Origin of the sequence: Micromonospora sp. NPDC049679, from assembly GCF_040659735.1 — a bacterium.
In the GTDB taxonomy this organism is placed as follows: domain Bacteria; phylum Actinomycetota; class Actinomycetes; order Mycobacteriales; family Micromonosporaceae; genus Micromonospora_I.
The window spans coordinates 1-23,956 of sequence record NZ_JBFANZ010000018.1; the positions used below are offsets into that span (position 1 = coordinate 1).

A 23,956-nucleotide genomic window follows, 5' to 3' on the forward strand; every position below is an offset into this window, starting at 1 on the left:
GGTAACATTCCGAACCCGGAAGCTAAGCCCTCCAGCGCCGATGGTACTGCACCCGGGAGGGTGTGGGAGAGTAGGACACCGCCGGACAAACATTCCAGCAAGGCCCACCCCTCAGGGGTGGGCCTTGCTGCATTCCCACACCAAACAAAAAAAGGGGGGGCCGGCCCGTTCACGGGACCGGCCCCCCTTCTTTTTTTCGGGTATCCGGGCCGGAGCAGCCCACACGCACACAGGCGCCGATCAAGGAACAGCGCGCCGATCACGGACATATTCACACGATCGGAGATCACACCACGGGAACATGCCCTTGATCCACGGGGCGGGAGCCCGCGGCCCGGTGCGCGCGGCGGGGGCGCACGGAGCGGCGGCGTGCGCGGCGCCGGTTCGGGCGAACGGATCATTGAATCCGGTTGTGACCGGCCAGTAGGCTGCGCCGATGACGATCGAGCGGAGCGTGGACCCCGAATACGTCGGCTTTGACTCGGGCCGACTGGCCAGGATCGACGAACACTTCGGGCGTTACGTGGACGACGGCCGGCTGGCCGGGTGGCAGATCGTGGTGACGCGCCGCGGCGAGGTGGCCCACTCGTCCACGTACGGGCTGCGGGACCGCGAGGCGGGGCGGCCGGTGGAGTCGGACACGCTCTGGCGTATCTACTCGATGACCAAGCCCCTCACCTCCGTCGCCGCGATGATGCTGTGGGAAGAGGGCCGCTTCGAGCTGACCGACGAGGTCAGCCGCTGGATTCCGGCGCTGGGCGACGTACGGGTCTACGACAAGGGCTCCGCGCTGCGGCCCTTCACGGTGCCGGCCGTCGAGCCGATCCGGATCTGGCATCTGCTCACCCACACCGCCGGGCTCACGTACGGGTTCATGCAGACCTCGGTCGTCGACGCGCTCTACCGCGCCGCCGGCTACGACCTGAGCACGCCCGTCGGCGTCGATGCCGCCGGCGCCTGCGGTGCCTGGGCCCGGCTGCCGCTGCTGTTCCAGCCGGGTTCTGCGTGGGGATACTCGGTGGCAACCGATGTCCTCGGTCATCTCGTCGAAGTGATCTCCGGCCAGAGCCTGGACGAGTTCTTCGCCGAGCGGATCCTCGGCCCGCTGGGCATGACGGACACCCGGTGGTGGGTGGAGGAGGGAGAGGGTTCCCGGCTGGCGGCGCTCTACGCGCCCCATCCCGCTACGGGGCAGGCCGTGCGGCTTGAGCAGGCCGGTGCACGGGCGCTGGAGAAGCCGGAGTTTCTCTCGGGCGGTGGTGGTCTGATCTCGACCGCCGCCGATTACCACCGCTTCACCCAGATGCTGCTGCGCGAGGGCGAGCTTGACGGCGTGCGGCTGCTCGGCAACCGTACGGTCCGGTTCATGACCCGCAACCATCTGCCCGGCGGTAAAGACCTGGCGCAGCTCTCCGCGGGAGGCTTCGCCGAGACCGTCCTCGACGGCATCGGGTTCGGGCTCGGCTTCGCCGTGGTGCAGGACCCGGTCCCGAGTCGGGTGCCGAGCAGCGTCGGCGAGTACTACTGGGGTGGTCTGGCGAGCACTGCCTTCTGGGTGGATCCCAAGGAGGAGATCACTGCTTTGCTCTTCACCCAACTCGTGCCGTCGAGCACCCATCCGCTGCGCCCGCAGTTGCGCCAGCTCGTCTACTCGGCGCTCGTCGACTGACCGCCCAGGCGGGCCGGGTTACCACGCCCGGCCCGCCGTCGCGGTGTCAGGCGTAGAGGCGTTTGGCGTAGTCGGGGCCGTAGTAGCGCTCGAGGTCCGGCAGCGTCGCGTCCACCTTTTCCACGCTCTTCACGATCTGGGCGTGGCTCGGGAGCGCGTCCGGACGCCAGGTCTCCGGCTTCCACAGCGACGAGCGCATGAACGCCTTCGCGCAGTGCAGGAATATCTGTTCGATCTCGACGACCAGGGCGAGCGCGGGGCGGTGCCCCTTCACCACCATGTCGTCGAAGAACGGCGCCTCGCGTACCAGGCGCGCTCTGCCGTTGATGCGCAGCGTCTCGCTCCGGCCCGGGATCAGGTAGATCAGACCCACGTGGGGGTTGCTGAGGACGTTGCGGAAGCCGTCGGCGCGACGGTTTCCGGGGCGCTCCGGGATGGCGATGGTGGTGTCGTCCAGCACGAGCGTGAAACCGGGCGGGTCCCCCTTGGGTGATACATCGCAGGTCCCGTCGGCGCGTGCGGTGGCGACCAGACAGAACGGCGATGCGGCCAGCCATTCCCGGTCTCGCTCGTGCAGCACCGCGCGATCCTTGTTCGCCGCCCTGGGTGTCGGCTCTCCGAGCAGTTCGCGTAGCTCCGACTCTGACGTGATCTCGATAAGGCCCGTGCGGTCCGCCATGACGACCCCTCCCGATGCGCATCGTTCGGCCTGGCGTCATTGTGCTCGGAACCCTGCAACCGGAGAAGCCCCCGGGCACGTCGGGTGGATGGACGCGGACCGAACGGAGCGGGTGCATGAGGGCAGAGCTGGAGCGGGAGTACGTCGAGTACGTCAAGGCGCGGCTCCCGGTCCTGCGGCGGGTCGCTTACCAGCTCACGGGTGACGCACACCGTGGGGACGACGTGGTTCAGCAGGCCATCACGCGGCTGTATCTAAAGTGGAAGCGGGCGCGGGAGGCGGACAACCTCGACGCGTACGCGCACACGGTGCTCGTCCGGGTCTTTCTGGATGAGAAGCGGCTGAGCTGGTCGCGGGTGCGGCTGGTGGGCGCCGTACCGGAAAGGCCGAGCCCGGCGTCGACCGCCGTGGAGGACAGGGCCGTGTTGCGGGCGGCGCTCGCGCAGGTGCCGCCGCGACAGCGGGCCGTGCTGGTGCTGCGCTTCCTCGCCGACCGGTCGGTCGACGAGGTCGCCGGGATCCTCGGCTGCACTACGGGAACGGTGAAGAGCCAGACCTCGCACGGTCTGGCGAGTATGCGGCGGCTCCTCGGCAACGGGGCGTTCGTGAGCACGGGGACGGGGGAGTGACGATGGAACGGCTGCTGGATGCCCTGCGCGACGATCCGCTGCCGCCGTCCGCGGTGGACATCGAGCGGGCGTTGACCGACGGGCGCCGCAGCGTGCGCCGTCGTCGGATGGCGAGCGTGGTCGCGGCGGGGTGCGCTGTCCTGGCGGTCGCGGGCGGCGTCAGCGTGGCGGGCCTCCCGAACGCGGGCACCCCGCCGGCCGTCGAACAGTCGACGGCGGCGCCGACGCCAACCGCCACGCCGACGCCATCGCGGGCGCCGGCGAGTTTCGACCCGACGCGGCGGTACGCGACGGTCGGCTGGCTGCCGGCGGGGATGACTCAACTGCACACGTTGACCGGCACCGACCAGTTCTCGCTGCGCGCCGATCCGCCGGCCGGCCCCAAGGACGCGCCGTCGGATCCCGCCCAGGACGTCTCCTACGTGATGCTGCGCATCGTCCCGACCGGCTACGACATCCGCCCGCTGGATCACGGGGTTCCCTTTGCGAGGAAGGAGGCCGTGACCACAAAGTGGCCGGCGGAGACGGAAACGGAGCCGGTGCACGGGCGGCGGGCGCGCTGGAACACGAACGTGGCCGCCGCCAATGGCATCGGGTTGCGGTGGGAGTACGCACCGGACGCCTGGGCCGAGGTGCTCGTGCAGGGGCGCGCCGCCGGGCCGGATCACCGTGCGACGGCGCGCCGGATCGCCGAGAGCGTGCGGTACGGGGTCGACGAGCCAATCCCGCTGCCGTTCCGGGTGCCCCCGTTGCCGGGCACGCTGCGGCCGATGTCCGTGTCCCTGCATACCTCCACCGCGACGCCCCGCGCCGGCTGGAACGCGGGCATCTCCTACGGCGACGGCAAGCGGAGCGCCAACGGGGAGTGGCCGTTGGCCGTGCGCGCATTTCCACGTTCGTCTCAGACGGGGGGCGGCGGGGCCGGTGAACCCAACACGACGATCGACGGGCATGCCGCGCGCCGCTGGGATTGGACCGACGCCGACGGTGGCGAAGGGCTGGGAATCTACGGGGTGAAGGGGCTCTACGTCGGGCTCGTCACGGACGACGACACGACCACCCGGCAACTCCCCGGCGGTCTCGGCCAGCTGTTCCGTGGCATGGAGCTCTATCCGGACCCACGCGACTGGCGGTGAACGGTCAGATGTTGCTGTCCTCGGCCGGCATGCGTCCCAGCTCGGCCGCGGACTCCAGGTCGACGCCGTTGCCGATCGGGCACCGCGCGTCGAGGGTGTAGGCGGTCATCGAGAGCGAGCCGTAGACGTACCCGTCGATGAGTACCTCGGCCGGACGCTCGGCGGCGGCGGAGAGTCCGGCGAGATAGAGCAGCGGGATGAAGTGTTCCGGGGTGGGTACCGCGATGCCGAAGTCCTCGTGCCCCTGCAGCGTGGGCGAGGCCTCCGGCACGTCGGTCATAACCTCACGGGCCGCGTCGTCGAAGCGTTGAGCCCAGCTGAATCCGCTGTCCGTCCGGTTCAGGTCGATGCCGCGCAGATTGTGGACCACGTTGCCGCTCGCGATGATCAGGACGCCCTGCTGGCGCAGGGGCGCCAGTCGGGCGCCGAGCTCGAGGTGGTACTCGAGGGGCTTGTTCGCGTTGATCGACAGCTGGAGGACCGGGATGTCCGCGTCGGGGAAGGCATGCCGCAGCACGGACCACGTCCCGTGGTCGATGCCCCAGCTGTCCACGTCCAGCCCCACCCAGGTCGGCTTCACCACGTCGGCGATCTGCTCGGCCAGGTCCGGATCGCCTGGCGCCGGGTAGTCCACCGCGAAGAGTTCGGGTGGGAACCCGTAGAAGTCGTGGATCGTCTTCGGTTGCGGCATCGCGGTGAGCGCGGTCGCCTGGATGTACCAGTGCGCGGAGATCACGAGGATGGCGCGGGGTCGCGGGATGCCGGTGCCGAAGGTGGCCCACGCGTCCGTGTAGCGGTTGAGTTCGAGGGCGTTCATCGGGCTGCCGTGTCCGAAGAACGCCGCGGGCATCAGCGCCAGGCTGGGCCTCGGACGGTAGGGAGTCTCGACGCCAGTCATCGCCTCGTACCCGCCGCCCTTCGTGCCGCGAACCCGACCGCAACCCACTATCTACGTCGCCGCGCCGGTTCGTGGAGCTTTCACGACGTGGGGGACGGGCGGGAGAGGGGTGACGTCTGAGACCGGTGGGATCCGCCTCCGGAGACGCCAGAAAATCTACAGTGTCAGGTCTAGAAATTCGTGGGCGGCTGGGCTAACGTCGGACTTGTTGATCAGAGGTTGGCAAGAAGGAACGCCACGCGGGGAAGCCGGTGAATTCCGCCGGGGTGACCCGTCAGGGCCGGCATGGATGGCAGAGGCGCACCAATGCGCCGCGCCGTCGGCCCGGCTCCTGGCACAGGGCAGGCACGACGCCCGTCGGGAGCCGAAACCGCAGGTGACGTCGAGTTGGCAAGGAGGACGAGAGATACCTGGCAGCAGTGAAGTGGTCACGTCCCCGACCCGACAAGAGGTGATCGCTGGGAGCGTTTATCGAGCCCACTCGCCCGCAACCTCCGGCGAGTGAGATGAGCAGCCGGCCACTGTCGGCACATGATTACTGATAGTTGTCCGGGCCCCGGCGAATAATCGCCGGGGCCCTTCACCTGTGTTCGGGAGAGTTGCTCTTGGCAGCAGATCCGCCGGCGAGGGCCGGCAAGTTCGACGACATCGACTACCCCGCGTACACCATGGGTCGTGCCGCCGAGATCATCGGCGTGACCCCCGCGTTTCTGCGTAGTCTCGGCGAGGCCGGCCTGATCACCCCCCAGCGCTCGGCCGGCGGACATCGCCGCTACTCGCGACACCAGCTCCAGCTCGCCGTCCGCGCCCGTCAGCTCCTGGACGAAGGCATGCCGCTCACCGCCGCCTGCCGCGTGGTGACGCTCGAAGACCAGCTCGACGCGGCCCATCAGCGCATCGGCGAGCTTGATCCGGGCTCGACGGCCTGATCAGGGACCGGCGCGGCGACCATCCCGCGCCGGTCCACCCTTACGCTCGCGGCGCTGTGCCGTCGGCGCCGCGGACCGGATACCGCACCAGCAGGCTCGCGTGCACCGTGCCGGGCGCAATCCGCAGCCGATAGAGCTCGTACGTGACGACGGCGTCCTCGAGGGCCTGCAGCAACGTGGCGGTCACCGCGGTGCCCCGTACGACGGCGGGGGTTCCGGTCGTCTCGGGCGCGGTCAGCACGGCGGCGAGCGGCACCTATCCTGCATGATCTCCGCGCCGTTCCGTTTACGGAACACTGGCCGATGCCGAAGGGGACGCATGACCCGCCTGCTCCAATCCGTCCTGGCCGGGCTGGTGACCGCCCTGGTCGGCTTCGCCAGTTCGTTCGCGGTCGTCCTCGCCGGCCTGCGCGCGGTCGGCGCCGACCAACGCCAGGCCGCCTCCGGTCTCCTCGCGCTCTGCGTGACGATGGGACTGGTCGCCGTCTGGCTCGGCGTCCGACAGCGAATGCCGATCAGCATCGCGTGGTCGACGCCGGGCGCAGCCCTGCTCGTCTCCACCGGCGCCGTGGACGGGGGCTTCGCCGCGGCCACCGGCGCGTTCATCGTGTCCGGCCTGCTCATCACCGTGGCGGGGCTGGTCCCCGCACTGGGCCGCTGGATCGCAGCGATCCCCATCCCGGTTGCGAGCGCGATGCTCGCGGGAGTCCTGTTCAACCTCTGCGTCGCACCGGTGCGCGCCCTCGTGGAAGTCCCCCTCATGGCGGCCCCGATCGTGCTCACCTGGGCGGTGCTGAGTCGCTTCGCCCGGCGCTGGGCCGTGCCAGCGGCGCTCGTGGTCGCGGTCCTCGCGATCGCCCTCAACACGTCGGCGGGTGGCCTGCACGCGGCCGACCTGCGTCCCACCATCGCGTTCACCGCGCCGGCCTGGACCCTGCCGGCCATGGTCAGCCTGGGCCTGCCGCTGTTCCTCGTGACGATGGCGTCGCAGAACGTCCCCGGCATGGCGGTGCTGGCCGGATACGGCTACCGGCCGCCGCTGCGCGGAATCCTGATCTCCACAGGGTTGGCCAGCGCGGTGGGAGCGCCGCTCGGCGGCCACGCGGTCAATCTCGCCGCGATCACCGCGGCGCTCGCCGCGAGCCCCGACGCCCATCCCGATCCGGAGCGCCGCTGGATCGCCTCGGTCACCGCCGGCGTCGGTTACGTCGTCCTCGGACTGGGCTCCGGCCTCGCCACCGCCTTCGTGCTGCTTTCGCCGCCGGTCCTGGTCGAGGCCGTGGCCGGGCTGGCGCTGCTCGGCGCGCTCGCCGCCGCGATCGCCGCGGCGGTGGCCGATCCGGCAGGGCGCGAGGCGGCGGTCGTCACCTTTCTGGTGACCGCCTCCGGCGTGACCGTGCTCGGCGTGGGTGCGGCGTTCTGGGGGCTGGTGGCCGGCGCGCTGATGCTGCTGCTCCAGCGTCGCCGTCGCCCCGAACCGCCGGCCCGTGTCGGCGACGCGGCCGGGGCCGAGGCCGACGACAGCGACGAGCGGGCCGCTCCGGCGCGCGTCTGAGGTCGGTCAACCGGCCGTCCGGATTCCCCGGATTGTCGCTACCCGCCTTCCGGGTACGGCCACCCGTTCGGCACACATTGTGGAGATGCTGTCGTCCCGCGGTGTGGAGTATCCGTCGCACGGCTTCCATACGCCGGCTTCACGACTTCTTCATCGACTCGGCCGTTTGATGCCATCGAGCCGCCGCCACCTGGCTCCGGAAGCCGGATGAGGGGCGCTGGCAGGATGGAAGGTCATGAGTAGCGCACGGATCCTCGTCGCCGAGGACGACCCGAAGCAGGCCAATCTCGTACGCGTGTATCTCGAACGCGAGGGGCACAGCGTGCTGCTGGTCAGCGACGGCCGGGCGGCGCTCGACCAGTGCCGGGCGCGCCGCCCGGACCTGGTCGTCCTGGACGTGATGATGCCGGCCGTCAACGGGCTCGACGTCTGCCGGATCCTGCGCTCCGAGTCCGACGTCCCGATCCTGTTGCTCACGGCACGGACGACCGAGGACGACGTCCTGCTCGGACTGGACGTCGGCGCCGACGACTACATCACCAAGCCGTACAGCCCGCGCGAGTTGGCGGCGCGGGTCCGGGCGCTGCTGCGCCGGGCCGGCGCGGTGACCGCGGGTGAGCAGGAGGTGTTACGCGTCGGCGACCTGGAGATCGACGCGGGTCGGTTCGAGGTACGGGTGGCGGGGCGCCCGATCGCGCTGACGGCCAAGGAATTCGGCATCCTCGAGGTGCTCGCCGGCCATCCCGGGAGGGCCTTCACCCGGGCCCAGATCATCGACCGGGCTTTCGGGTTCGACCACTATGTCCTGGAGCGGACGGTGGACGCACACGTCATGAACCTGCGCCGCAAGATCGAGGTGGATGCGGCCGCGCCGCGCTATGTGCAGACGGTTTTCGGTCGCGGCTACCGCCTGGCCGAACCGGCGGAGGGGGCTCCGGCCGGCGAGGGGGCGGCCGGAGACGGTGCCCCGTGAGCTTTCGACTCCGAGTCCTCGCCCTGGTCATGCTCGTCGCGGTGACCGCGACCGCCGCCACCGCCTGGCTCACCCTGCGCCAGGCGTCCGACCAGCTCACCCAGTCGGTTGCCGCCGACCGGACGCAGGTCGAGGAGGTCACTGCGCGGCTGAAGGAGTACGGCCAGCGGCAGGGCACCTGGGAAGGCGTGTCCGAACTGGTGTGGGACCTCGCCAAAGGGATCGGCCAACGCATCCACGTCGTGAGCGAGTCGGGCGGAGAGGTGATCGTCGACACCGACCACCTGCGCGGGCGGGCCTCCCGGCCCCTCGGCACCGCCAGGGCGATCGTCGATCCACGTCCGATGCTCTCCCTGCCATCACGGACCAGGGACAAGGTGCAGGTCACCGTCAAGGAGATCGCCGCCTACCGTTCCGGGATGCTCTTCGCGGCCTGCCTGACCCGCCATCGGGTCGATGTCGTGGTCAGTGAGGACACCTACGGGGTGCCGCTGTTCGACGTGGATCCGCGGCACGGGCCGCTCGACGAGAACACCCGGGTCGACTGCCGGAGACAGGCGACGGAGCCGGAGCGCGACCCGCGCGAGGACGTGATCCGGGCGAGCGTCTGCGCCGGGGCGCACGTCGAGTCGCTCTCCCCCTGCCTGGCGCAGGCTTTCACCGACCGGATCAGCGACATCGCGCCGGTGCCGGTGCGCGTGTCGCTGGGCGCCCGCGACGACCCGCCACCTGTGCTCGCGGCCGCACCGGTGCTCGCCGCCGCCGCGGCGGTCGCCGTCCTCGCGATCGGCGTCACCGCGCTGCTGAGCCGACGGGTGCTGCGCCCGATCGGCACGCTCACCGCCGCCTCGCAGCGGCTGGGGGAGGGTGACCTACGCGGACGCGTGCCGGTCAGCGGCAACGACGAACTCGCCGAACTGGCGCGGTCGTTCAACCGGATGGCCGACTCGCTGCAGCGCGGAGAGGAACGGCAGCGCCGGCTGATCGCCGACGTCGCCCACGAGCTACGTACGCCGCTGGCGAACCTGCGTGGTTATCTCGAGGCGCTCAAGGATGGCGTGGTCGCGCCGGACGCCGATCTGTTCGCCTCCCTGCACGAGGAGGCCGTGCTCCAGCAGCGCATCGTCGACGACCTGCAGGAGTTGGCGCTCGCGGAGGCCGGCACACTCGCCTACCACCGCGGCGAGGTCGACCTCGCCGACCTGTTGGAGACCTGCCGCACGGCGCACTTCGCCGTCGCCGAGGCCGCCGGCGTCCGGTTGACGATGGAGGCGGAGGCGGTCCGGGTGGTCGCCGACCCCGACCGGCTGCGTCAGGTGATCGGAAACCTGGTCACCAACGCGCTGCGCGCCACCTCCCCGGGCGGCAGTGTGACGCTGAGCGCCACCCGCAGCGGCGACACGGCCCTGCTCCGGGTGACGGACACCGGGGTCGGCATCGACGCCGCGGCCCTGCCGTACGTCTTCGACCGGTTCTGGAGAGCGGACTCGGCACGGGGCCGCCGCACCGGTGGCAGCGGACTCGGGTTGGCGATCGTGCGTCAGATCGTGACCGACCACGATGGACAGATCTCGGTGACGAGTGAGGTCGGTGTCGGCACGACCTTCACGATCACTCTTCCCGCGTCAGCCGTGATTTCATGACGGTCAACTCCACCACGTCCTGGTTGACCTTCGCGATCTGGTCGGCTTCCACGTAGAGGTCGCGGCCGAACAGCCCCTCGCCGTCCACCTTCAGGTAGCCGCTGCGCAGCATCCGTGCCGCGATGTCCGGCGGGACCTCCGGCTCGTCGCCGGTCTCCGGGTCGGGTACCCGCCCCTCCAGGCTGCCGGCGCCGATGGTGGGACCCTGCGCGACCGCCGCGTTCGGGTCGCCCACCCGCACCCGGATCACCGTGCCGATCTCGTCGCCGGCGGCGTCCACCACGTGCATCCCTGTGGTGACCTGGGCGATGGGGTCCGGGCCGGTCGGAAGCGCTGGCGTCATGACTGCCCCGATTCCCATGTGCGCCGTGCGGCAAACGCGGATGACTCAGGTGGACCCGGTCGGGCGGGCGGAGAGTTCCCGCCATTCGTCCGGTCCGAGCAGCAGGCCACGTACCGCCTCGTAGGCGTCGTCCTCACTGCCGAACTCATAGAACCGGGAGATGCCCTCGGCGCCACCGGCCCGCTGCTCCACGTGCCAGCGGTCCGCGTCCGCGCGCAGGTAGACATCGCGTCGGACCAGTCGACCCCATTTGCCGTTCCACCAGTGCTTACGTTGCTCCACGGCGGCATTCTATCGAACGTGTGTTCGACTCGCGTCGCGACCGCCTCCCAGTTCGATCAAGGAGTTTGCGTCGATCAAGGGCTTCTTCGCACGATGACAGATCAATCCGTGTGAAGAAGCCCTTGATCGACGAGGAAGCGTGGGGTCAGTGGCGGGGCGGGTAGTCCGTCTTGGTCCCGAGGTTGTCGAACGCGTCGCGGTGCTGGGTGGGCACCCGGCCACCGGCCACGAGGGCGTCGCGGATCTCGGTGAGGAGCTTGATCTCCTCGCTCGGGGCCTTCGGCGGCGGCTCCTCGCCGCGACTACGTCGCTCGGCGAGCTTGTTCATCGGGAACACGACCAGGAAGTACAGCACCGCTGCCGTGAGCACGAAGGTGATGAGGGCGTTGATGAACTGCCCCCACTCGATGTAGTTCTCGTGACTGATCCTCGTGTGGCCGCCCACCGTGTCCTGCCCGCTGCCGACGAGCTTGATCAGTGGTTCCAGGAACGACTTGGTGAACTGCGTGACCAGCCCAGTGAACGCGGCGCCGATGACGATACCCACCGCCAGATCGACAACGTTTCCACGCATGATGAAGTCTTTGAAGCCCTTGAGCATCCGCTCTCTCTCCCGAGGTGTGTCGGACATGCCAGCCGACAACCTATGCCCGGTGGAGGGTTTCGAGAAAAGCCCCAGCTTCGTGCGCCGCGCGCTCGGGATCGCCGGCCCGGATCGCCTCGACGAGTTGCCCGTGATCCGTGTAGCGGTCCGGGAGCAGCTCACCGCGCACCGCCTCCGCGACGGTGGCGCGCATGGCCGTCCCGAACGACGCGTAGAGCTCGGCGAGCATGGCGTTGTGCGCCGCCGCCACGATCACCGTGTGCAGCGCGGCGTCCGTCTCGACGAAGTCGGCGACTCGGCCTGACTGCCACGCGGCCTCCCGCTCGACCAGGGCGGCGTCGAGCGCGACCAGGTCGGCGGGGGTGCGGCGGAGCGCTGCCAACCGGGCCGCCTCCACCTCGAACGCGCGGCGCACCTCGACCGCGTCGGCCATCTCCGCTGCGGCGAGCCGGCGCGCCACGGCGCCGGTGAGCTCGTCGGTGGAGATGACGTAGGTCCCGGAGCCCTGCCGGCACTCCAGCACGCCCGCGTTTTCCAGGGCGCGCACCGCCTCGCGGACCGTGTTGCGCCCCACACCGAGCGCCTCGACCAGCCGCGGCTCGGTGGGGATCTTGCTGCCCAGCGGCCACTCGCCAGTGCTGATCTGCTCTCTGAGCTGCTGGATCACCTGCTGCACGAGGGTCTGTCGGCGCTGTGCGGGAGCAGACGACGACATCAGTGTCATCGGTTACATCACCCGACCATAAATCATCCCATGATTATAGGATCTACCCTATGACACCGCCACCCACCACCCTTGCCGAGCGACCGATCGTGACCCGTACGATGCCGGCGCCTTCCATGCCCGCCGCCGTACCCCGCGTCGTGCTCCCGGCCAAGGCGACGGGTGGCGCTCTCATCTTCGCCGCAATCTTGATCGTGGCGCTCAATCTGCGGGTCGCCGTGACCAGCATCGGCCCGCTCCTCGATGAGATCCGTGCCGGGCTGCACCTCTCCGTGGCGGTGGCCGGCTTGGTCACCACGCTGCCCACCATCGCGTTCGCGGGCGTGGGCGCGCTCACGCCATGGCTGGTGCGCCGGTTCGCCCCGGCCCGCGTTCTCGTGGTCGCGATGCTCGCCCTCGGCGCCGGTCAACTCCTGCGCGTCATGACCGATTCGGCGGCGGTCTTCATCGCCACCAGCGCGTTGGCGCTCGCCGGCATCGCGGTCGCGAACATCATGCTGCCGATGCTGGTCAAGCAGTACTTCCCGCACCGGGCCGGGCTGGTCACCGGGGCCTACACCACCGCGCTCACCATCGGCACGACGGTGGCCGCGGCGAGCGCCGTACCGATCGCGCACGCCCTCGGGTCGTGGCGGGCAGGTCTCGGGGTCTGGGCCGTGCTCGCCGTGGGCGCCGTACTCCTGTGGCTCCCCGCCGCGCTGCGGGCCCGCCACGCGACGCGCAGCGCGACCATCGCAGTGCGGATCCGTCCCGGCCGGACCCGCCTGGGTCGGGCGATGGCGCTCTATTTCGGTCTGCAGTCACTGAGCGGATACGCCGTGATGGGCTGGCTCGCGCAGCTATTCCGGGATGCCGGCTACCGGCCGCAGACCGCCGGGCTGCTGCTGGCCGGAGTGACCGCCGTGGGCGTCCCGGTCGCGTTGGCGATGCCCGCGATGGCCACCCGGCTGCGTACCCTGCGCCCGCTGGTGCTCGTCATGTCCGCCGCGTCGGCGGCCAGCTACGTCGGCCTGGCGGTGGCGCCGCACTCCGGCGCCGTGCTCTGGGTTCTGCTGCTCGCGATCGGCCAGGGCGCGTTCCCGTTGATCCTCTCGACCATCGGTCTGCGGGCCCGGACCGCCGCGGGCACCGTCGCCTTGTCGGGGTTCGCGCAGAGCACCGGCTATGTCATCGCAGCGTTCGGGCCGCTCCTCGTGGGGCTGCTCTACGAGGCGACCGGGGGCTGGACACTGCCGATCGGCTTCCTGCTCCTCGCCCTGGCGGGACAGACCCTCGCCGGCCTCGCGATCTCCCGACCGCGGTACATCGAAGACGAGCGGTAGAGAACGCAGGTCGCGGCGTGCGAGGACTTCGCACGCGGCGACCTGCTGAGAAGATCAGTCGGCGGGGGCCGGCTCGGGTGCGGCGACCGCTTCGTCGACGGTCGGATAGGTCTGCAGCACCTCGACCAGGCCGCTGACCTCCAGAATTCGCAGCACGCCCCGCTGCGGGGCCGCGAGGCGGACGACGCCACCAGCATCGTCGCAGCTGTTCTTGGCACGCACGAACACGGAGAGCCCGGTGGAGTCGCAGAAGGAGACCTCGGCGAGGTCGAAGACCAGCCGGGAGCGTCCCCGGTCGAGCAGATCCGTTATCTGGTCCTGCAACTGAGGTGCAGTGGCCATGTCAAGCTCGCCCGCGACTGACACGACGACCATGTCGCCGCGCTGCTCGGTGTGTACCGTCAAGGACATTCGCGACCTCCCTTATCGCTCGAACGGTACTCCACCCGTTGCTGTCCGCGCAGAATCGGTGGGCCGATCGGCTGAGTGGCGCAGTGCAATAGTTGGGCCGGAGCAACTAGTGAAGCAGACCGCGGTGATAGAGTCCGCGTCCGCCCCCATGTGATCACGGAAGAACCGGCACAACGCCGAAGGAGGCAGTGGTGGCGCTCAGCGCAGACGAAAGTGCGCGGCTGGCGAGCATACTCGAGCAGTACTCGGACCAGATCATCAGCCGATGGACGGAGATCGCGTCGTCGTCACTACGGGGTCGACTGACTCCGTCGGAACTCGGGCGGCAGATCCAGGAACTGCACCGCGCCCTTCTCTCCGCCGTCGCCGCGAACGGCTTCGAACTCTCCGGCGAGGTCGCCGTCGAGCTCCGGGCGGTGCTCGACGAGCTGTCCCGCAGCCGGGCCCGGCAGGGCTTCACCGCCACCGAGACCGCGATCAGTGTCTTCGCGCTCAAGGACGCCCTACTCGAGGTCATACAGGGATCCGACTCCGAGCCCGCCGCGCTGCGCGACTACCTGACCTTCAGCGCCGTCGTGGACCAGATGGGGCTCTTCACCTTCGAGGCCTACACCAAGGCGCGCGAGGAGGTCATCACCGATCAGGCGGAGCAACTGCTCGAACTCTCCACGCCCGTGGTCAAGATCTGGGACGGGATCGTCGCCGTGCCGCTGGTCGGCACGCTCGACTCGGCGCGCGCCCAGGTGGTGATGGAGCGGCTGCTCCAGACGCTGGTCGACACCGGCTCGCCGTACGCGATCATCGACATCACCGGCGTGCTGGCGGTGGACACCCAGGTCGCCCAGCACATTCTCAAGACGGTCGTGGCCGCCCGGCTGATGGGCGCCGACTGCATCATCTCCGGCATCGGGCCGCAGATCGCGCAGACGATCGTCTCCCTCGGCATCGAGTTCGGCGACATCGTGACCAAGTCGAGCCTGGCCGATGCGCTACGGCACGCGCTGCGTCTGCAGGGCATCGACACGGCGCGCCGGGCCGCCCGTCGGGGAGCCTGATGGACCGGGTGCCGGTCCTGAAGATCGGGGACATTCTGCTGGTCTCCATCCAGGTGGACATGGAGGACCAGCTCGCGCTGCAGCTGCAGGATGATCTCGCCGAGCGGATCGTCGAGACCGGCTGCCACGGCGTGATCATCGACATCACCGCGCTCGACATCGTCGACTCCTTTGTCGGCCGGACGCTCTCCTCGATCGCCGCCATCTCCAAGGTGCTCGACGCGGACACCGTGGTCGTCGGCATGCGGCCGGCGGTCGCGATCACCCTGGTCGAGCTGGGACTCTCGCTGCAGGGGATCAGCACGGCACTCAACGTGGAGCGGGGCATGGAGTTGCTTGCCCGGAGCCGTGACGAGGAGGAGCTGTTGCCGCCGGACGAGGCGGACGACGAGGTGACGGCGTCGTCATGACCGCGGGGCTCGACGTCGGCGCGCCGCAGGCGCAGTCAATCGCCAGCGATCAGGACGTGGTACGCGTCCGGCAGATGGTCCGCACCGTGGCCGTTGCCGTCAAGCTCTCGCTGGTCGACCAGACCAAGCTCGTCACGGCGGCAAGCGAACTCGCCCGGAACACCCTGGTCTACGGTGGCGGCGGCGAGGTGCTCGTCTCCATCGTCGAGAACGGACGCCGACGTGGCGTGCGGATCGTGTTCACTGACAAAGGCCCCGGCATCGCCGATCTCGACCTGGCGTTGACCGACGGCTACACGACCGGCGGCGGGCTCGGCCTGGGCCTCAGCGGCGCCCGGCGCCTGGTCGACGAGTTCGACATCGAGACCGCGGCTGGCAAGGGCACGCGCGTCACGGTGACCAAATGGTCCCGTTGAGCGGAGGCTGCGTGTCCCTGTCCGAACCTCTCACCGACGAGGACGCCTGGTTCCGGGTGGAGGAGCCGAGCGCCGTCAACGCCGTACGCCGAGCGGCCGAGCGCCTCGCCGGACAACTCGATCTGGACGCGGCGCGCACCGCGGACCTGGCGATCGTCGCCACCGAGCTGGCCAGCAACCTGGTCAAGCACGCCGACGAGGGCGTTCTGCTGCTGCGCCCGGTACGGCACGGACCCGACGCCGGTGTCGAGATCATCGCGATCGACTCGGGGCCCGGCATGGCGGACCTGACCAGATCGGCGCGGGACGGGCACACCACCGCCGGCACGCTCGGTATCGGGCTGGGCGCCATCGCGCGCAAGGCCACCTGGTACGACGCGCACTCCGTGCCGGCGCGCGGCACCGTCCTCGTCGTGCAGGTGTGGCCCACCCGCGGGCCGGAAGTCCCGTGGGCTGCCGGCCTGGCGAGACCGCTGACCGGTGAGACGGTGAGCGGGGACGGGTTCGCGGCCCGGGTGAGCGGGGGGCGCCACCAGGTGCTCGTCTGCGACGGGCTCGGGCACGGGCAGCTCGCGGCGGCCGCCACCACGGCCGCCGTACAGGCCTTCCACACGGCGGCGGCGGCACCGCCGGCGGCGGTGGTCGAACACCTGCACCGCTCGCTGACCCACACCCGCGGCGCGGCGCTCGCCGTCGCCGAACTGGATCCCGCCGCCGGCCTGGTGCGCTACGCGGGCCTCGGCAACATCGCCGGCGTGGTGACCGACGCGGAGAAACGGCGCGGTCTGGTGTCGCTGCCGGGGATCGCCGGCGGCCAGCGGCGCACCGTCCGGGAGTACGAATACCCGCTCGGGCCGGGCGCCGTGCTGGTGATGCACTCCGACGGGGTGACCGACCGGTGGCGTGCCGCGGATTATCCGGGGTTGTTGAGCCGCGCGCCGCAGGTGATCGCCGCGACGCTGCTGCGAGATGCGGGGGTCCGCCGCGACGATGCCTGCGTGCTGGTCGCCCGGGCGCCGGCCGGTTTGGCGTGATCGAGCCGCTGCTCACCATGGCGATCCGCGAGGAGCACGACATCTTCGTGGTCCGCCAGCGGGGCCGCGAGGTCGCCGCGGCGCTGGGGCTGGAGCACCAGGATCAGATCAGGATCGCCACCGCCCTGAGCGAGGTCGGACGGCAGATGCTCGCCGCCGGTGCCGGCGCCCAGGTCGCGTTCCACGCGGTCGACGGCGGCGGCGCGGCGACCCTGCGGATCGATGTGAGATCGCTCGCTCCGATCACACGAGGGGAACTGGCCAGCGAAAATCCGCTGCCGGTCGCGCGACTGGTGGACACCCTGGTGGTATCCAGGGCCGATGCGGTTACGGTCGTAACGATGTCTCGACGCCTTCCACCCAGCGCTGCGCGGTTGACCCCGGAGCACCGCGACGCGCTGCGCGCGGAGTTGACCGGTATCGCCCCGGGCAGCCCACTCGACGAGCTGGCCACGCAGAACGAGCAGTTGGTCGCCGCGCTCGACGAGGTCCGGAGCCAGCGCGACGAGCTGGCCCGACTCAACGCCGAGCTGCAGGAAACCAACCGCGGCGTGCTCGCCCTCTACGGGCAGCTCTCCGAGGAGCTTGAAGAGACCAACCGCGGGGTCGTGGCGCTCTACGCGGAGCTCGACGAGAAGTCGGCCCAGTTGCGGGCCGCCAGCGAGGCGAAGAGCCGGTTCCTGGCCAACGTCAGTCACGAGTTGCGTGCTCCGGTGACCGCGATCATCGGGCTGGGTCGGCTGCTCGCCGATTCCTCCTCGGATCCGCTCACCACCGAGCAGGTACGCCAGGTCGACCTGATCCGGGGCTCCGCCGCCGATCTGCTCGGACTCGTCAACGATCTGCTCGACCTCGCCAAGGCGGAATCGGGCCGGATCGAGCCGAACTGGGACGAGGTGGATCTGCGGCTGGTCTTCGGTCAACTGCGGGGCACGCTGCGCGCCCTCGCCACCAGCCCCGACGTGGAGCTGGTGATCGAGGAACCGGAGCGTCCGGCGTTGATCCGGTCGGACGAGGTGCTGCTCTCCCGGGTGCTGCGCAACCTGCTGCACAACGGGCTCAAGTTCACCGAGCGCGGTGAGGTCAGGATGCGTGCCCGGCTGGAAGGCGGGCGGTGGCAGCTGTCGGTCAGCGACACCGGCACCGGCATACCGGCGGAGCTGCACGACCGGATCTTCGAGGAGTTCTACCAGGTGCCCGGTAGCGCGTCGGCGCGCGGCACCGGGACCGGGCTCGGCCTCCCGTACGCGCGGCGGCTGGTGACCCTGCTCGGTGGCTCGATGACCATGACCAGTGAACCGGGACAGGGCACGACGTTCATCGTTGACCTTCCCGTGCGGGGCGAACGGTGACCGACACCGGCCACTCGGGCACGGTGCTCGTGGTCGACGACAGCGCGACCAAGCGCTACCTGCTCGTCAACTGGCTCTCCCGCGCCGGATACGACGTTATCGAGGCGGAGACCGGCGCCGAGGCGCTCACCCGGGTCGACGAAGTTCCGGTCGATCTCGTCGTGCTCGACGTCCGGCTGCCGGACATCAACGGGTTCGAGGTCTGCGAGCGGATCAAGTCCGATCCCCGGCACGCCGCGCTGCCGGTCATCCACGTCTCCGCGCACGCCGTCGACGTGGTCGACCGGGCTCAGGGCCTGACCCGCGGCGCCGACGCCTATCTGGCGGAGCCGATCGAGCCCGAGGAACTCGTCGCCACGGCACAGGCCGTGCTGCGCTACTACCGGGCGCGCCGACGGGCGGAGCTGCTCGCCAAGCGGTTGGCGCAGCTGGCGGAGACCACTCTCGCGGTCAACTCGGCGTCGTCCTTCGCGCGGATGCTGAAGGCCGCGGCCGACGGCGCGGCCGCGATCTTCGAGGCGCCGGTGGCGGTGGTGGCGGAGACCTTCGACGGTGAGTGCGTCGCCGGGGTGTCGGCCGGCCCCGGGTCGCCCGCCGAGGTGCGTCCCTGGGTGATCGACGACCGCGATGTGCCGGTCGGTTCGACGGTGCGCACCGACGTGCCCGCCGACTGGGGGCTGGTGGACTGGCCGGAGGGGGAGACGGTGACGGTCGCGGCGGCCCGGCTCCGCGCCGACCGCGCACCGCTCTACGTCGCGGTGCCGGCGAGCGCCCTGATGACCGCCCCTACGGTGCTCATCCAGCTCGCGCAGGCGATCGCGGCCGCGGTCGAGGCGCAGCGCTCCTACGACGAGGAGCACCGCATCGCGGTGACCCTGCAGCGCAGTCTGCTGCCGCGACGCCTGCCCGACATCCCCGGTTTCGACCTCGCGGTCCGCTACGAGCCGGCGAGCGCGCAGAGCGAGGTGGGCGGCGACTTCTACGAGCTGGCGGTGATCGACGGTCAACTGCTGGTGGCGATCGGCGACGTGGCCGGCCACTCGCTGCACGCGGCCACGGTGATGGCCGAGCTTCGGCACGCGGTGCGGGCGTACGCGGTCGAGGGGCACCCGCCGGGGGCGATGCTGGAGCGGGCGGACGTGCTGCTGCGCACGCTGCTCCCCGGCGAACTGGCGACGATCTGTCTGCTGCTGCTCGATCCGGCGACCGGCGCCTTCCGGATGGCGAGCGCCGGCCACCTGCCGCCGCTGCTGGTGCGCCCCGGCACGGTGCAGTTCCTGGAGCAGCGGGCGCCCCTGCTCGGCGTACGGGCGAAGCGCCCGGCCGACGGGGAATTCATGCTGTCGCCGGGGAGCACCCTGGTGCTGTACACCGACGGGCTGATCGAGCGGCGCGACGCCGACATCGACGAGGGGCTGCGGGCGCTCGCCATCAGCGCTGCCACGGTCGACGCCGACCTGGACCGGTTCTGCGAACGCCTGTTGGTCGAACTGGCTGCCCCGGAGATCCACGACGACATCGCCGTCGTCGCCGTCCGCCGCCTTTAGCCGAAACGAACCCCGCGGCGCACGACCTGACGGCTCAGCCGGTCCTCACGACCACGCCGTTCGAGCGGCTGGAGGAGTGCAGCTCGAGCTTGACGATCCGGGTGCCCGGTGGGATGTCGTAGACCACGAGGCCGGTCACCTGGTTGCCGGGATTGAGTTCGTCGAGGAAGACCTGCTGGTCGGCGTTGGCGAGGACGCCGGCCCCGGGGTCCGCGTGGAACTGCCTGTTCTCCGGCCCGTAGGCCTTCTGCAGCGAATCGGTGAACCCGGCCGGCCGGCTGCCGATGTTGCGGACGGTCAGCTCGACGAGGCAGAACTGCCCCGTGGCGGTCTGGTTGACGAACGGGTCGCCGATGCGGCCGATGCCGCACTCGACCTGCCGGACCCGGAATTCCATGGTCCCGTCGCGGGCCGGTTGATTGAGCCCCACGGTGCGTTGATCGCGGGTGCGCATCTCGTCGTAGAACTGGCGCCCCCAGGTGAGCGCGCTGACCACGCCCCCCGTGCAGCAGCAGAAAAGCACCGCGGCGATGATCCCGAGGATCAGAGCGAGCCGGTTGTTGCGGTTCGGGGGTGGTGGTGCTGCCGGGTACGGCGGGGGCGGCCCGGGATAGGGCGGGGGTGCCCCGGAGTACGGCGGCAGCGGCCCGGAGTAGGGCGGTGGTCCGGCGTCCGAGTAGGGGGGTGGCGCTCCGTTGCCGCCACCGCCGATCCGCGGCGCGGTGGTCGGCGTCTCCGGCGTGGACCAGTCCGGTGGCGGCGACGCGGCGGCCGGGTCGGGCGGCCGGTGCGTGGGCTCGGATCCAGGTTCGTCGCGGGGCCGGTTGGGATCGCTGCCGGCCGGGTCGGGCGTCGTCATCGCCGCTCCGTCGAATCGCATGCAGCTTTTGCCCGATTCTAGGCTTTCGCTCCATTCCTGGTGGCCGGAGCGCGGCATTCCGGGCACCGCGCTCGCGGGGGCCACGCCGGATCAGCGCGCCCGGCCGCCACACGGACGCGTCGAATGCTGGCAGAACGGGAAGGATGGCGAGATGGATCTCGTGACGATCGACGACATCCGGGCCGCAGCGGCCAGCATCGCCGGCTGGGTCGTCCGTACGCCGTTGATGCCCGTCCTCTGGGACGACGACCTGCTGATCAAACCGGAGAGCCTGCAGCCGGTCGGCTCGTTCAAGCTGCGCGGCGCGACCCATGCGCTCGCCGGGCTACCGCCCGCCGAACGCGAGCGCGGCGTCATCACCCACTCATCCGGCAACCACGGACAAGCCCTGGCGTACGCGGCGCGGATCGCCGGCGCGCCCTGCACCGTCGTCATCCCCGAAGGAGCCCCTGCCGTCAAGGTTGAGCAGGTCCGCGCCCTCGGCGCCGAGGTGGTCCTGGTGCCCCCGCCGCAGCGGCTGCACGAAGCCCGACGCATCGCCGCCGAGAACGGCCTGACGCTGATCCCGCCCTTCGACGATCCCCGCGTCATCGCCGGTCAGGGCACCGTCGGGCTGGAGATCATCGAGGACCTGCCCGACCTCGACGTGGTGCTCGTGCCGGTCGGCGGCGGCGGGCTCGCATCCGGAGTCGCGACGGCGATCAGGGAGTTGGCGCCGGAGGCCGCCGTGATCGGCGTGGAACCCGAGTACGCGGCCGACGCGCACCAGTCGCTCGCCGCCGGCGAGGTGGTGGTCTGGGACGAGGCACGGACGTACCGGACGAGCGCCGACGGGCTGCGCACGAGCCTGTCCCCGTTGACCTTCGCCCACCTGCGGGAGCGCCTCGACGACATCGTCACCGTCACCGAAGCGGAGATCGCGGCGGCGATGGCCCGGCTCGTACGGGACGCGCGCCTGGTCGTGGAACCGAGCGGAGCGGTCGCGACGGCCGCACGCCTCTTCCGGATCAACGAGCTACCGCGCGGTCGCGCCGTCGCGGTGGTCTCCGGTGGAAACGTCGATCCCGCCGTCCTCGCGGCCGCCGTGACGGCCTGACGTGGCGCCGGTGCTCGCCCGCCAGCGTGACGCCACCGGGTGTGCGGCGGAAACGACCGAGGGCCCCGCGGCATGCCGGAGCAGCGCGCGGAGCCCTCGACGGTGTCCGATCAGCGGACCCCGACGCGGTCGAGAGTCCAGGCGTTGATGAACGCCTCTTCCTTCCAGGCGTCGTAACGCCCGCTCGGACCACCGTGGCCCGCACCCATCTCGGTCTTGAGCAGGTAGTGCCCGCCCGGTGCGACCGCCCGTAGCCGCGCCACCCATTTCGCCGGCTCGTGGTAGAGCACGCGGGTGTCGTTGATGCTGGTCACCGCGAGGATCGCCGGATAGTCGACGGCCGCCACGTTCTCGTACGGCGTGTAGGACTTCATGTAGGCGTAGACCTCGGGGTCGGCGAGCGGGTTGCCCCACTCCTCCCACTCCGTCACGGTCAGCGGCAGCGACGGGTCGAGGATCGTGTTGAGCGCGTCAACGAAGGGGACCTGCGCGACGATCCCGGCGAACGCGTCCGGCGCGAGATTGGCGACCGCGCCCATCAGCAGCCCTCCCGCCGAGCCGCCCCGGGCCACCAACTTCTCAGTCGACGTCCAGCCCACCTTGACGAGTTCGCGGGCGCACGCGATGAAGTCGGTGAAGGTGTTCTTCTTCGCCAGCATCTTGCCGTCCTCGTACCACCGGCGGCCCATCTCGCCGCCGCCGCGGATGTGCGCCACCGCGAAGATCACGCCGCGGTCCAGCAGGGAGAGACGGGACACCGAGAACCACGGGTCCATGCTCGCCTCGTACGAGCCGTAGCCGTAGATGACGCAGGGCGCGGATCCGTCGCGCGGGGTGCCCCGGCGGCAGACGAGCGAGATCGGCACCCGGGTGCCGTCGTCGGCCACGGCCCACTCGCGGTGCTGCTCGTAGGCGGCGGGGTCGAACTCGCCGAGCACCGGCTTCCGTTTGCGCAGCACCATCTCCCGGGTCGACAGGTCGTAGTCGTAGACCGAGTCGGGGGTGACGAGCGAGCTGTAGCGCAGCCGGACAGTCGTCGTGTCGTATTCGGGGTTGGCATCCAGCCCGACGCTGTAGATCGGCTCGGGGAACTCGATGTCGTACGGGTCGGTGCTGCCGACCGTGATCACCCGTAACCCGGTCAGCCCGTCCTTGCGCAGCGACACCACGAGGTGGTGCGCGAACGCGTCGACGCCCTCCAGGCGGGTGCCGGGGGAGTGCTCGATCATGGGCACCCAGTCGCCCGGGTTGTCCGCGGAGGTGTAGGCGAGGGCGAAGTCCTCCGCGCCGTCGTTGTGCATGATCAGGAAGCGGTGCCCGTGGTGCTCGACGGAGTATTCGACGCCCTGCCGGCGCTCCGTGATCACGGCGGGCGCCCCGGTGGGGTTGCCCGCCGGAATGACCCGCACCTCGCTGGTGATCTTGCTGTGTACGTCGATGAAGATGAACTTCTCCGACCGGCTCAGCTCGACGCCGACCCAGAACCGCTCGTCGCTCTCCTCGTAGACGACCACATCGTCCGCGGCCGGCGTGCCGACCGTGTGCCGCCACACCCGGTAGGGGCGCCACGCCTCGTCGACCGTGAGGTAGAACAGCGTCGATCCGTCGGCGGACCATGCGCTGCCGTAGAAGGTGTCCGGCACCTCGTCGGCGAGGACCACTCCGGTCTGCAGGTCCTTGACCCGCAGCGCGAAGCGCTCGTCGCCCGCGAAATCGGTGGAGTAGGCCAGCCAGCGGCCGTCGGGGCTGACGTCGAACGTGCCGAGAGCGAAGAAGTCGTGTCCGTCGGCGAGGGCGTTGCCGTCGAGGAGGATCTCCTCCCCGTCGAGCGGCGCGCCGTCGGCGGTGGGCGGGGGAGCCGTCTCTCCATCGCGGACCGCGCGCCGGCAGTAGATGCCGTACTGCTGGCCCTCCACTGTGCGGGTGTAGTACCAGTAGCCACCCTTGCGGGTCGGCACCGACAGATCGGTCTCCTGCGTGCGCCGCTTCGTCTCGGCGAAGAGCGTGTCGCGCAGCGGCGCCAGACCGGCTGTCACCGCGTCGGTGTAGGCGTTCTCCGCCTTCAGATAGGCCAGCGTGTCGGGGTCGTCCTTGCTGGCGAGCCACGCGTATTCATCGAACACCGTGTCGCCGTGGTGGGCGCGTTCGCGGGGAACCCGCTTGGCGACGGGAGGGGCGGCGGGGGTCTCGGTCGTCACGCCGGTCACGTTACCGTTCCGTCCCGTTCGGCTCGTCGCATGCGGAGTGTTGCGCGTCATTAGAACATCTGTACGATGCCAGTAGACGCAGGATCTGATAAGGATCGCGAGACCGCCCATGGCATCGCGCCACCTGGGCAGGTTGTGGCAGTCGACATCTTCGGCGCTGAC

General features: G+C 70.4%; 25 protein-coding genes and 1 rRNA gene. 16 read left to right on the forward strand and 10 right to left on the reverse strand.

Features of this window, described 5'->3' with window-relative positions; translation table 11 throughout:
* Window positions 1-87: ribosomal RNA gene (gene rrf, locus AB0J06_RS13955) — 5S ribosomal RNA — on the forward strand; the annotation flags it as partial.
* Window positions 88-436: 349 nt separating this feature from the next.
* Window positions 437-1,669 (forward strand): serine hydrolase domain-containing protein, encoded by a 1,233-nt coding sequence (locus tag AB0J06_RS13960; protein WP_357428245.1) that lies wholly within the window; start codon window positions 437-439, stop codon window positions 1,667-1,669.
* A 46-nt stretch (window positions 1,670-1,715) separates the two neighbouring features.
* Here the strand turns inward: AB0J06_RS13960 and AB0J06_RS13965 are convergent, their stop codons facing one another.
* Entirely contained in the window at window positions 1,716-2,348 is a 633-nt protein-coding gene (locus AB0J06_RS13965) for a pyridoxamine 5'-phosphate oxidase family protein (protein ID WP_357428247.1), read from the reverse strand.
* A gap of 116 nt (window positions 2,349-2,464) precedes the next feature.
* Between AB0J06_RS13965 and AB0J06_RS13970 the strand changes: the two genes are divergently transcribed.
* Entirely contained in the window at window positions 2,465-2,977 is a 513-nt protein-coding gene (locus tag AB0J06_RS13970) for a SigE family RNA polymerase sigma factor (protein ID WP_357428249.1), read from the forward strand.
* Between the two features lie 2 nt (window positions 2,978-2,979).
* Complete coding sequence (locus AB0J06_RS13975; protein WP_357428251.1) at window positions 2,980-4,113, forward strand: hypothetical protein; 1,134 nt, start codon at window positions 2,980-2,982, stop codon at window positions 4,111-4,113.
* A gap of 4 nt (window positions 4,114-4,117) precedes the next feature.
* Here AB0J06_RS13975 and ygiD read toward each other — a convergent pair whose 3' ends face one another.
* Window positions 4,118-4,963 carry a 4,5-DOPA dioxygenase extradiol gene (gene ygiD, locus AB0J06_RS13980; RefSeq protein WP_357428253.1) on the reverse strand — a complete coding sequence of 282 codons (846 nt, stop codon included), beginning with the start codon at window positions 4,961-4,963 and terminating at the stop codon, window positions 4,118-4,120.
* 716 nt (window positions 4,964-5,679) lie between these two features.
* On the opposite strand from ygiD, the gene AB0J06_RS13985 reads away from it, so the two are divergent.
* Window positions 5,680-5,940 (forward strand): MerR family transcriptional regulator, encoded by a 261-nt coding sequence (locus AB0J06_RS13985; RefSeq protein WP_357428439.1) that lies wholly within the window; start codon window positions 5,680-5,682, stop codon window positions 5,938-5,940.
* A 40-nt stretch (window positions 5,941-5,980) separates the two neighbouring features.
* Here the strand turns inward: AB0J06_RS13985 and AB0J06_RS13990 are convergent, their stop codons facing one another.
* The gene (locus AB0J06_RS13990) at window positions 5,981-6,196 is read right to left on the reverse strand and encodes a hypothetical protein (protein WP_357428255.1); all 216 of its coding nucleotides are present in this window, start codon (window positions 6,194-6,196) and stop codon (window positions 5,981-5,983) included.
* A gap of 63 nt (window positions 6,197-6,259) precedes the next feature.
* Between AB0J06_RS13990 and AB0J06_RS13995 the strand changes: the two genes are divergently transcribed.
* From AB0J06_RS13995 to AB0J06_RS14005, 3 genes are all read left to right on the forward strand, one after another.
* Complete coding sequence (locus AB0J06_RS13995) at window positions 6,260-7,495, forward strand: benzoate/H(+) symporter BenE family transporter (RefSeq protein ID WP_357428257.1); 1,236 nt, start codon at window positions 6,260-6,262, stop codon at window positions 7,493-7,495.
* 235 nt (window positions 7,496-7,730) lie between these two features.
* A complete protein-coding gene (locus tag AB0J06_RS14000) occupies window positions 7,731-8,468 on the forward strand; it encodes a response regulator transcription factor (RefSeq protein WP_357428259.1) in 738 nt (245 codons plus the stop codon).
* Window positions 8,465-10,111 carry an ATP-binding protein gene (locus AB0J06_RS14005; RefSeq protein WP_357428261.1) on the forward strand — a complete coding sequence of 549 codons (1,647 nt, stop codon included), beginning with the start codon at window positions 8,465-8,467 and terminating at the stop codon, window positions 10,109-10,111. Before AB0J06_RS14000 ends, AB0J06_RS14005 begins: the two co-directional genes overlap by 4 nt.
* On the opposite strand, the gene AB0J06_RS14010 is transcribed toward AB0J06_RS14005, so the two are convergent.
* From AB0J06_RS14010 to AB0J06_RS14025, 4 genes are all read right to left on the reverse strand, one after another.
* Window positions 10,080-10,454: a hypothetical protein gene (locus AB0J06_RS14010; protein ID WP_357428263.1), complete on the reverse strand. Its 375-nt coding sequence runs from the start codon at window positions 10,452-10,454 to the stop codon at window positions 10,080-10,082. The two genes, AB0J06_RS14005 and AB0J06_RS14010, sit on opposite strands and share 32 nt — an antisense overlap.
* A gap of 45 nt (window positions 10,455-10,499) precedes the next feature.
* The gene (locus tag AB0J06_RS14015) at window positions 10,500-10,736 is read right to left on the reverse strand and encodes a hypothetical protein (RefSeq protein WP_357428265.1); all 237 of its coding nucleotides are present in this window, start codon (window positions 10,734-10,736) and stop codon (window positions 10,500-10,502) included.
* Window positions 10,737-10,881: 145 nt separating this feature from the next.
* Window positions 10,882-11,337 (reverse strand): large conductance mechanosensitive channel protein MscL, encoded by a 456-nt coding sequence (gene mscL / locus AB0J06_RS14020; protein WP_357428441.1) that lies wholly within the window; start codon window positions 11,335-11,337, stop codon window positions 10,882-10,884.
* Between the two features lie 43 nt (window positions 11,338-11,380).
* Window positions 11,381-12,055 (reverse strand): FadR/GntR family transcriptional regulator, encoded by a 675-nt coding sequence (locus AB0J06_RS14025; RefSeq protein WP_357428267.1) that lies wholly within the window; start codon window positions 12,053-12,055, stop codon window positions 11,381-11,383.
* 125 nt (window positions 12,056-12,180) lie between these two features.
* Here AB0J06_RS14025 and AB0J06_RS14030 point away from each other — a divergent pair, with 125 nt between their 5' ends.
* Window positions 12,181-13,386: an MFS transporter gene (locus AB0J06_RS14030; protein WP_357428443.1), complete on the forward strand. Its 1,206-nt coding sequence runs from the start codon at window positions 12,181-12,183 to the stop codon at window positions 13,384-13,386.
* A 54-nt stretch (window positions 13,387-13,440) separates the two neighbouring features.
* On the opposite strand, the gene AB0J06_RS14035 is transcribed toward AB0J06_RS14030, so the two are convergent.
* Window positions 13,441-13,797: an STAS domain-containing protein gene (locus AB0J06_RS14035; protein WP_357428269.1), complete on the reverse strand. Its 357-nt coding sequence runs from the start codon at window positions 13,795-13,797 to the stop codon at window positions 13,441-13,443.
* 191 nt (window positions 13,798-13,988) lie between these two features.
* Here AB0J06_RS14035 and AB0J06_RS14040 point away from each other — a divergent pair, with 191 nt between their 5' ends.
* The 6 genes from AB0J06_RS14040 to AB0J06_RS14065 are packed head-to-tail and all read left to right on the forward strand — an operon-like array spanning window position 13,989 to window position 19,611.
* Window positions 13,989-14,852, forward strand: a complete 864-nt coding sequence (locus AB0J06_RS14040) for an STAS domain-containing protein (RefSeq protein WP_357428271.1) — start codon at window positions 13,989-13,991, stop codon at window positions 14,850-14,852.
* Window positions 14,852-15,262: an STAS domain-containing protein gene (locus AB0J06_RS14045; RefSeq protein WP_357428273.1), complete on the forward strand. Its 411-nt coding sequence runs from the start codon at window positions 14,852-14,854 to the stop codon at window positions 15,260-15,262. Before AB0J06_RS14040 ends, AB0J06_RS14045 begins: the two co-directional genes overlap by 1 nt.
* Window positions 15,259-15,678, forward strand: coding sequence for an ATP-binding protein (locus AB0J06_RS14050; RefSeq protein ID WP_357428275.1), 420 nt, complete (start codon window positions 15,259-15,261; stop codon window positions 15,676-15,678). Before AB0J06_RS14045 ends, AB0J06_RS14050 begins: the two co-directional genes overlap by 4 nt.
* Complete coding sequence (locus AB0J06_RS14055) at window positions 15,666-16,712, forward strand: ATP-binding SpoIIE family protein phosphatase (protein ID WP_357428277.1); 1,047 nt, start codon at window positions 15,666-15,668, stop codon at window positions 16,710-16,712. Before AB0J06_RS14050 ends, AB0J06_RS14055 begins: the two co-directional genes overlap by 13 nt.
* On the forward strand, window positions 16,709-18,064 hold the full coding sequence (locus AB0J06_RS14060; RefSeq protein ID WP_357428279.1) for a sensor histidine kinase: 1,356 nt from the start codon (window positions 16,709-16,711) through the stop codon (window positions 18,062-18,064). The genes AB0J06_RS14055 and AB0J06_RS14060 overlap by 4 nt, the downstream gene beginning before the upstream one ends.
* Window positions 18,061-19,611, forward strand: a complete 1,551-nt coding sequence (locus AB0J06_RS14065; protein ID WP_357428281.1) for a fused response regulator/phosphatase — start codon at window positions 18,061-18,063, stop codon at window positions 19,609-19,611. The genes AB0J06_RS14060 and AB0J06_RS14065 overlap by 4 nt, the downstream gene beginning before the upstream one ends.
* Window positions 19,612-19,645: 34 nt before the next feature.
* Here AB0J06_RS14065 and AB0J06_RS14070 read toward each other — a convergent pair whose 3' ends face one another.
* Window positions 19,646-20,491, reverse strand: a complete 846-nt coding sequence (locus AB0J06_RS14070) for a DUF4352 domain-containing protein (protein ID WP_357428283.1) — start codon at window positions 20,489-20,491, stop codon at window positions 19,646-19,648.
* A 151-nt stretch (window positions 20,492-20,642) separates the two neighbouring features.
* On the opposite strand from AB0J06_RS14070, the gene AB0J06_RS14075 reads away from it, so the two are divergent.
* The gene (locus AB0J06_RS14075; protein WP_357428285.1) at window positions 20,643-21,587 is read left to right on the forward strand and encodes a threonine/serine dehydratase; all 945 of its coding nucleotides are present in this window, start codon (window positions 20,643-20,645) and stop codon (window positions 21,585-21,587) included.
* A 110-nt stretch (window positions 21,588-21,697) separates the two neighbouring features.
* On the opposite strand, the gene AB0J06_RS14080 is transcribed toward AB0J06_RS14075, so the two are convergent.
* Window positions 21,698-23,785: a S9 family peptidase gene (locus AB0J06_RS14080; protein WP_357428287.1), complete on the reverse strand. Its 2,088-nt coding sequence runs from the start codon at window positions 23,783-23,785 to the stop codon at window positions 21,698-21,700.
* Window positions 23,786-23,956 lie beyond the last annotated feature (171 nt).

What these genes read in the sequence shown, in the direction of transcription:
- AB0J06_RS13960 (WP_357428245.1), top strand. Translation starts at nt 437, where the DNA reads ATGACGATCGAGCGGAGCGTGGACCCCGAATACGTCGGCTTTGACTCG.
- AB0J06_RS13965 (WP_357428247.1), bottom strand. Translation starts at nt 2,348, where the DNA reads ATGGCGGACCGCACGGGCCTTATCGAGATCACGTCAGAGTCGGAGCTA.
- AB0J06_RS13970 (WP_357428249.1), top strand. Translation starts at nt 2,465, where the DNA reads ATGAGGGCAGAGCTGGAGCGGGAGTACGTCGAGTACGTCAAGGCGCGG.
- AB0J06_RS13975 (WP_357428251.1), top strand. Translation starts at nt 2,980, where the DNA reads ATGGAACGGCTGCTGGATGCCCTGCGCGACGATCCGCTGCCGCCGTCC.
- ygiD (WP_357428253.1), bottom strand. Translation starts at nt 4,963, where the DNA reads ATGCCCGCGGCGTTCTTCGGACACGGCAGCCCGATGAACGCCCTCGAA.
- AB0J06_RS13985 (WP_357428439.1), top strand. Translation starts at nt 5,680, where the DNA reads ATGGGTCGTGCCGCCGAGATCATCGGCGTGACCCCCGCGTTTCTGCGT.
- AB0J06_RS13995 (WP_357428257.1), top strand. Translation starts at nt 6,260, where the DNA reads ATGACCCGCCTGCTCCAATCCGTCCTGGCCGGGCTGGTGACCGCCCTG.
- AB0J06_RS14000 (WP_357428259.1), top strand. Translation starts at nt 7,731, where the DNA reads ATGAGTAGCGCACGGATCCTCGTCGCCGAGGACGACCCGAAGCAGGCC.
- AB0J06_RS14010 (WP_357428263.1), bottom strand. Translation starts at nt 10,454, where the DNA reads ATGACGCCAGCGCTTCCGACCGGCCCGGACCCCATCGCCCAGGTCACC.
- mscL (WP_357428441.1), bottom strand. Translation starts at nt 11,337, where the DNA reads ATGCTCAAGGGCTTCAAAGACTTCATCATGCGTGGAAACGTTGTCGAT.
- AB0J06_RS14025 (WP_357428267.1), bottom strand. Translation starts at nt 12,055, where the DNA reads ATGTCGTCGTCTGCTCCCGCACAGCGCCGACAGACCCTCGTGCAGCAG.
- AB0J06_RS14030 (WP_357428443.1), top strand. Translation starts at nt 12,181, where the DNA reads ATGCCCGCCGCCGTACCCCGCGTCGTGCTCCCGGCCAAGGCGACGGGT.
- AB0J06_RS14035 (WP_357428269.1), bottom strand. Translation starts at nt 13,797, where the DNA reads ATGTCCTTGACGGTACACACCGAGCAGCGCGGCGACATGGTCGTCGTG.
- AB0J06_RS14045 (WP_357428273.1), top strand. Translation starts at nt 14,852, where the DNA reads ATGGACCGGGTGCCGGTCCTGAAGATCGGGGACATTCTGCTGGTCTCC.
- AB0J06_RS14050 (WP_357428275.1), top strand. Translation starts at nt 15,259, where the DNA reads ATGACCGCGGGGCTCGACGTCGGCGCGCCGCAGGCGCAGTCAATCGCC.
- AB0J06_RS14055 (WP_357428277.1), top strand. Translation starts at nt 15,666, where the DNA reads ATGGTCCCGTTGAGCGGAGGCTGCGTGTCCCTGTCCGAACCTCTCACC.
- AB0J06_RS14070 (WP_357428283.1), bottom strand. Translation starts at nt 20,491, where the DNA reads ATGCGATTCGACGGAGCGGCGATGACGACGCCCGACCCGGCCGGCAGC.
- AB0J06_RS14075 (WP_357428285.1), top strand. Translation starts at nt 20,643, where the DNA reads ATGGATCTCGTGACGATCGACGACATCCGGGCCGCAGCGGCCAGCATC.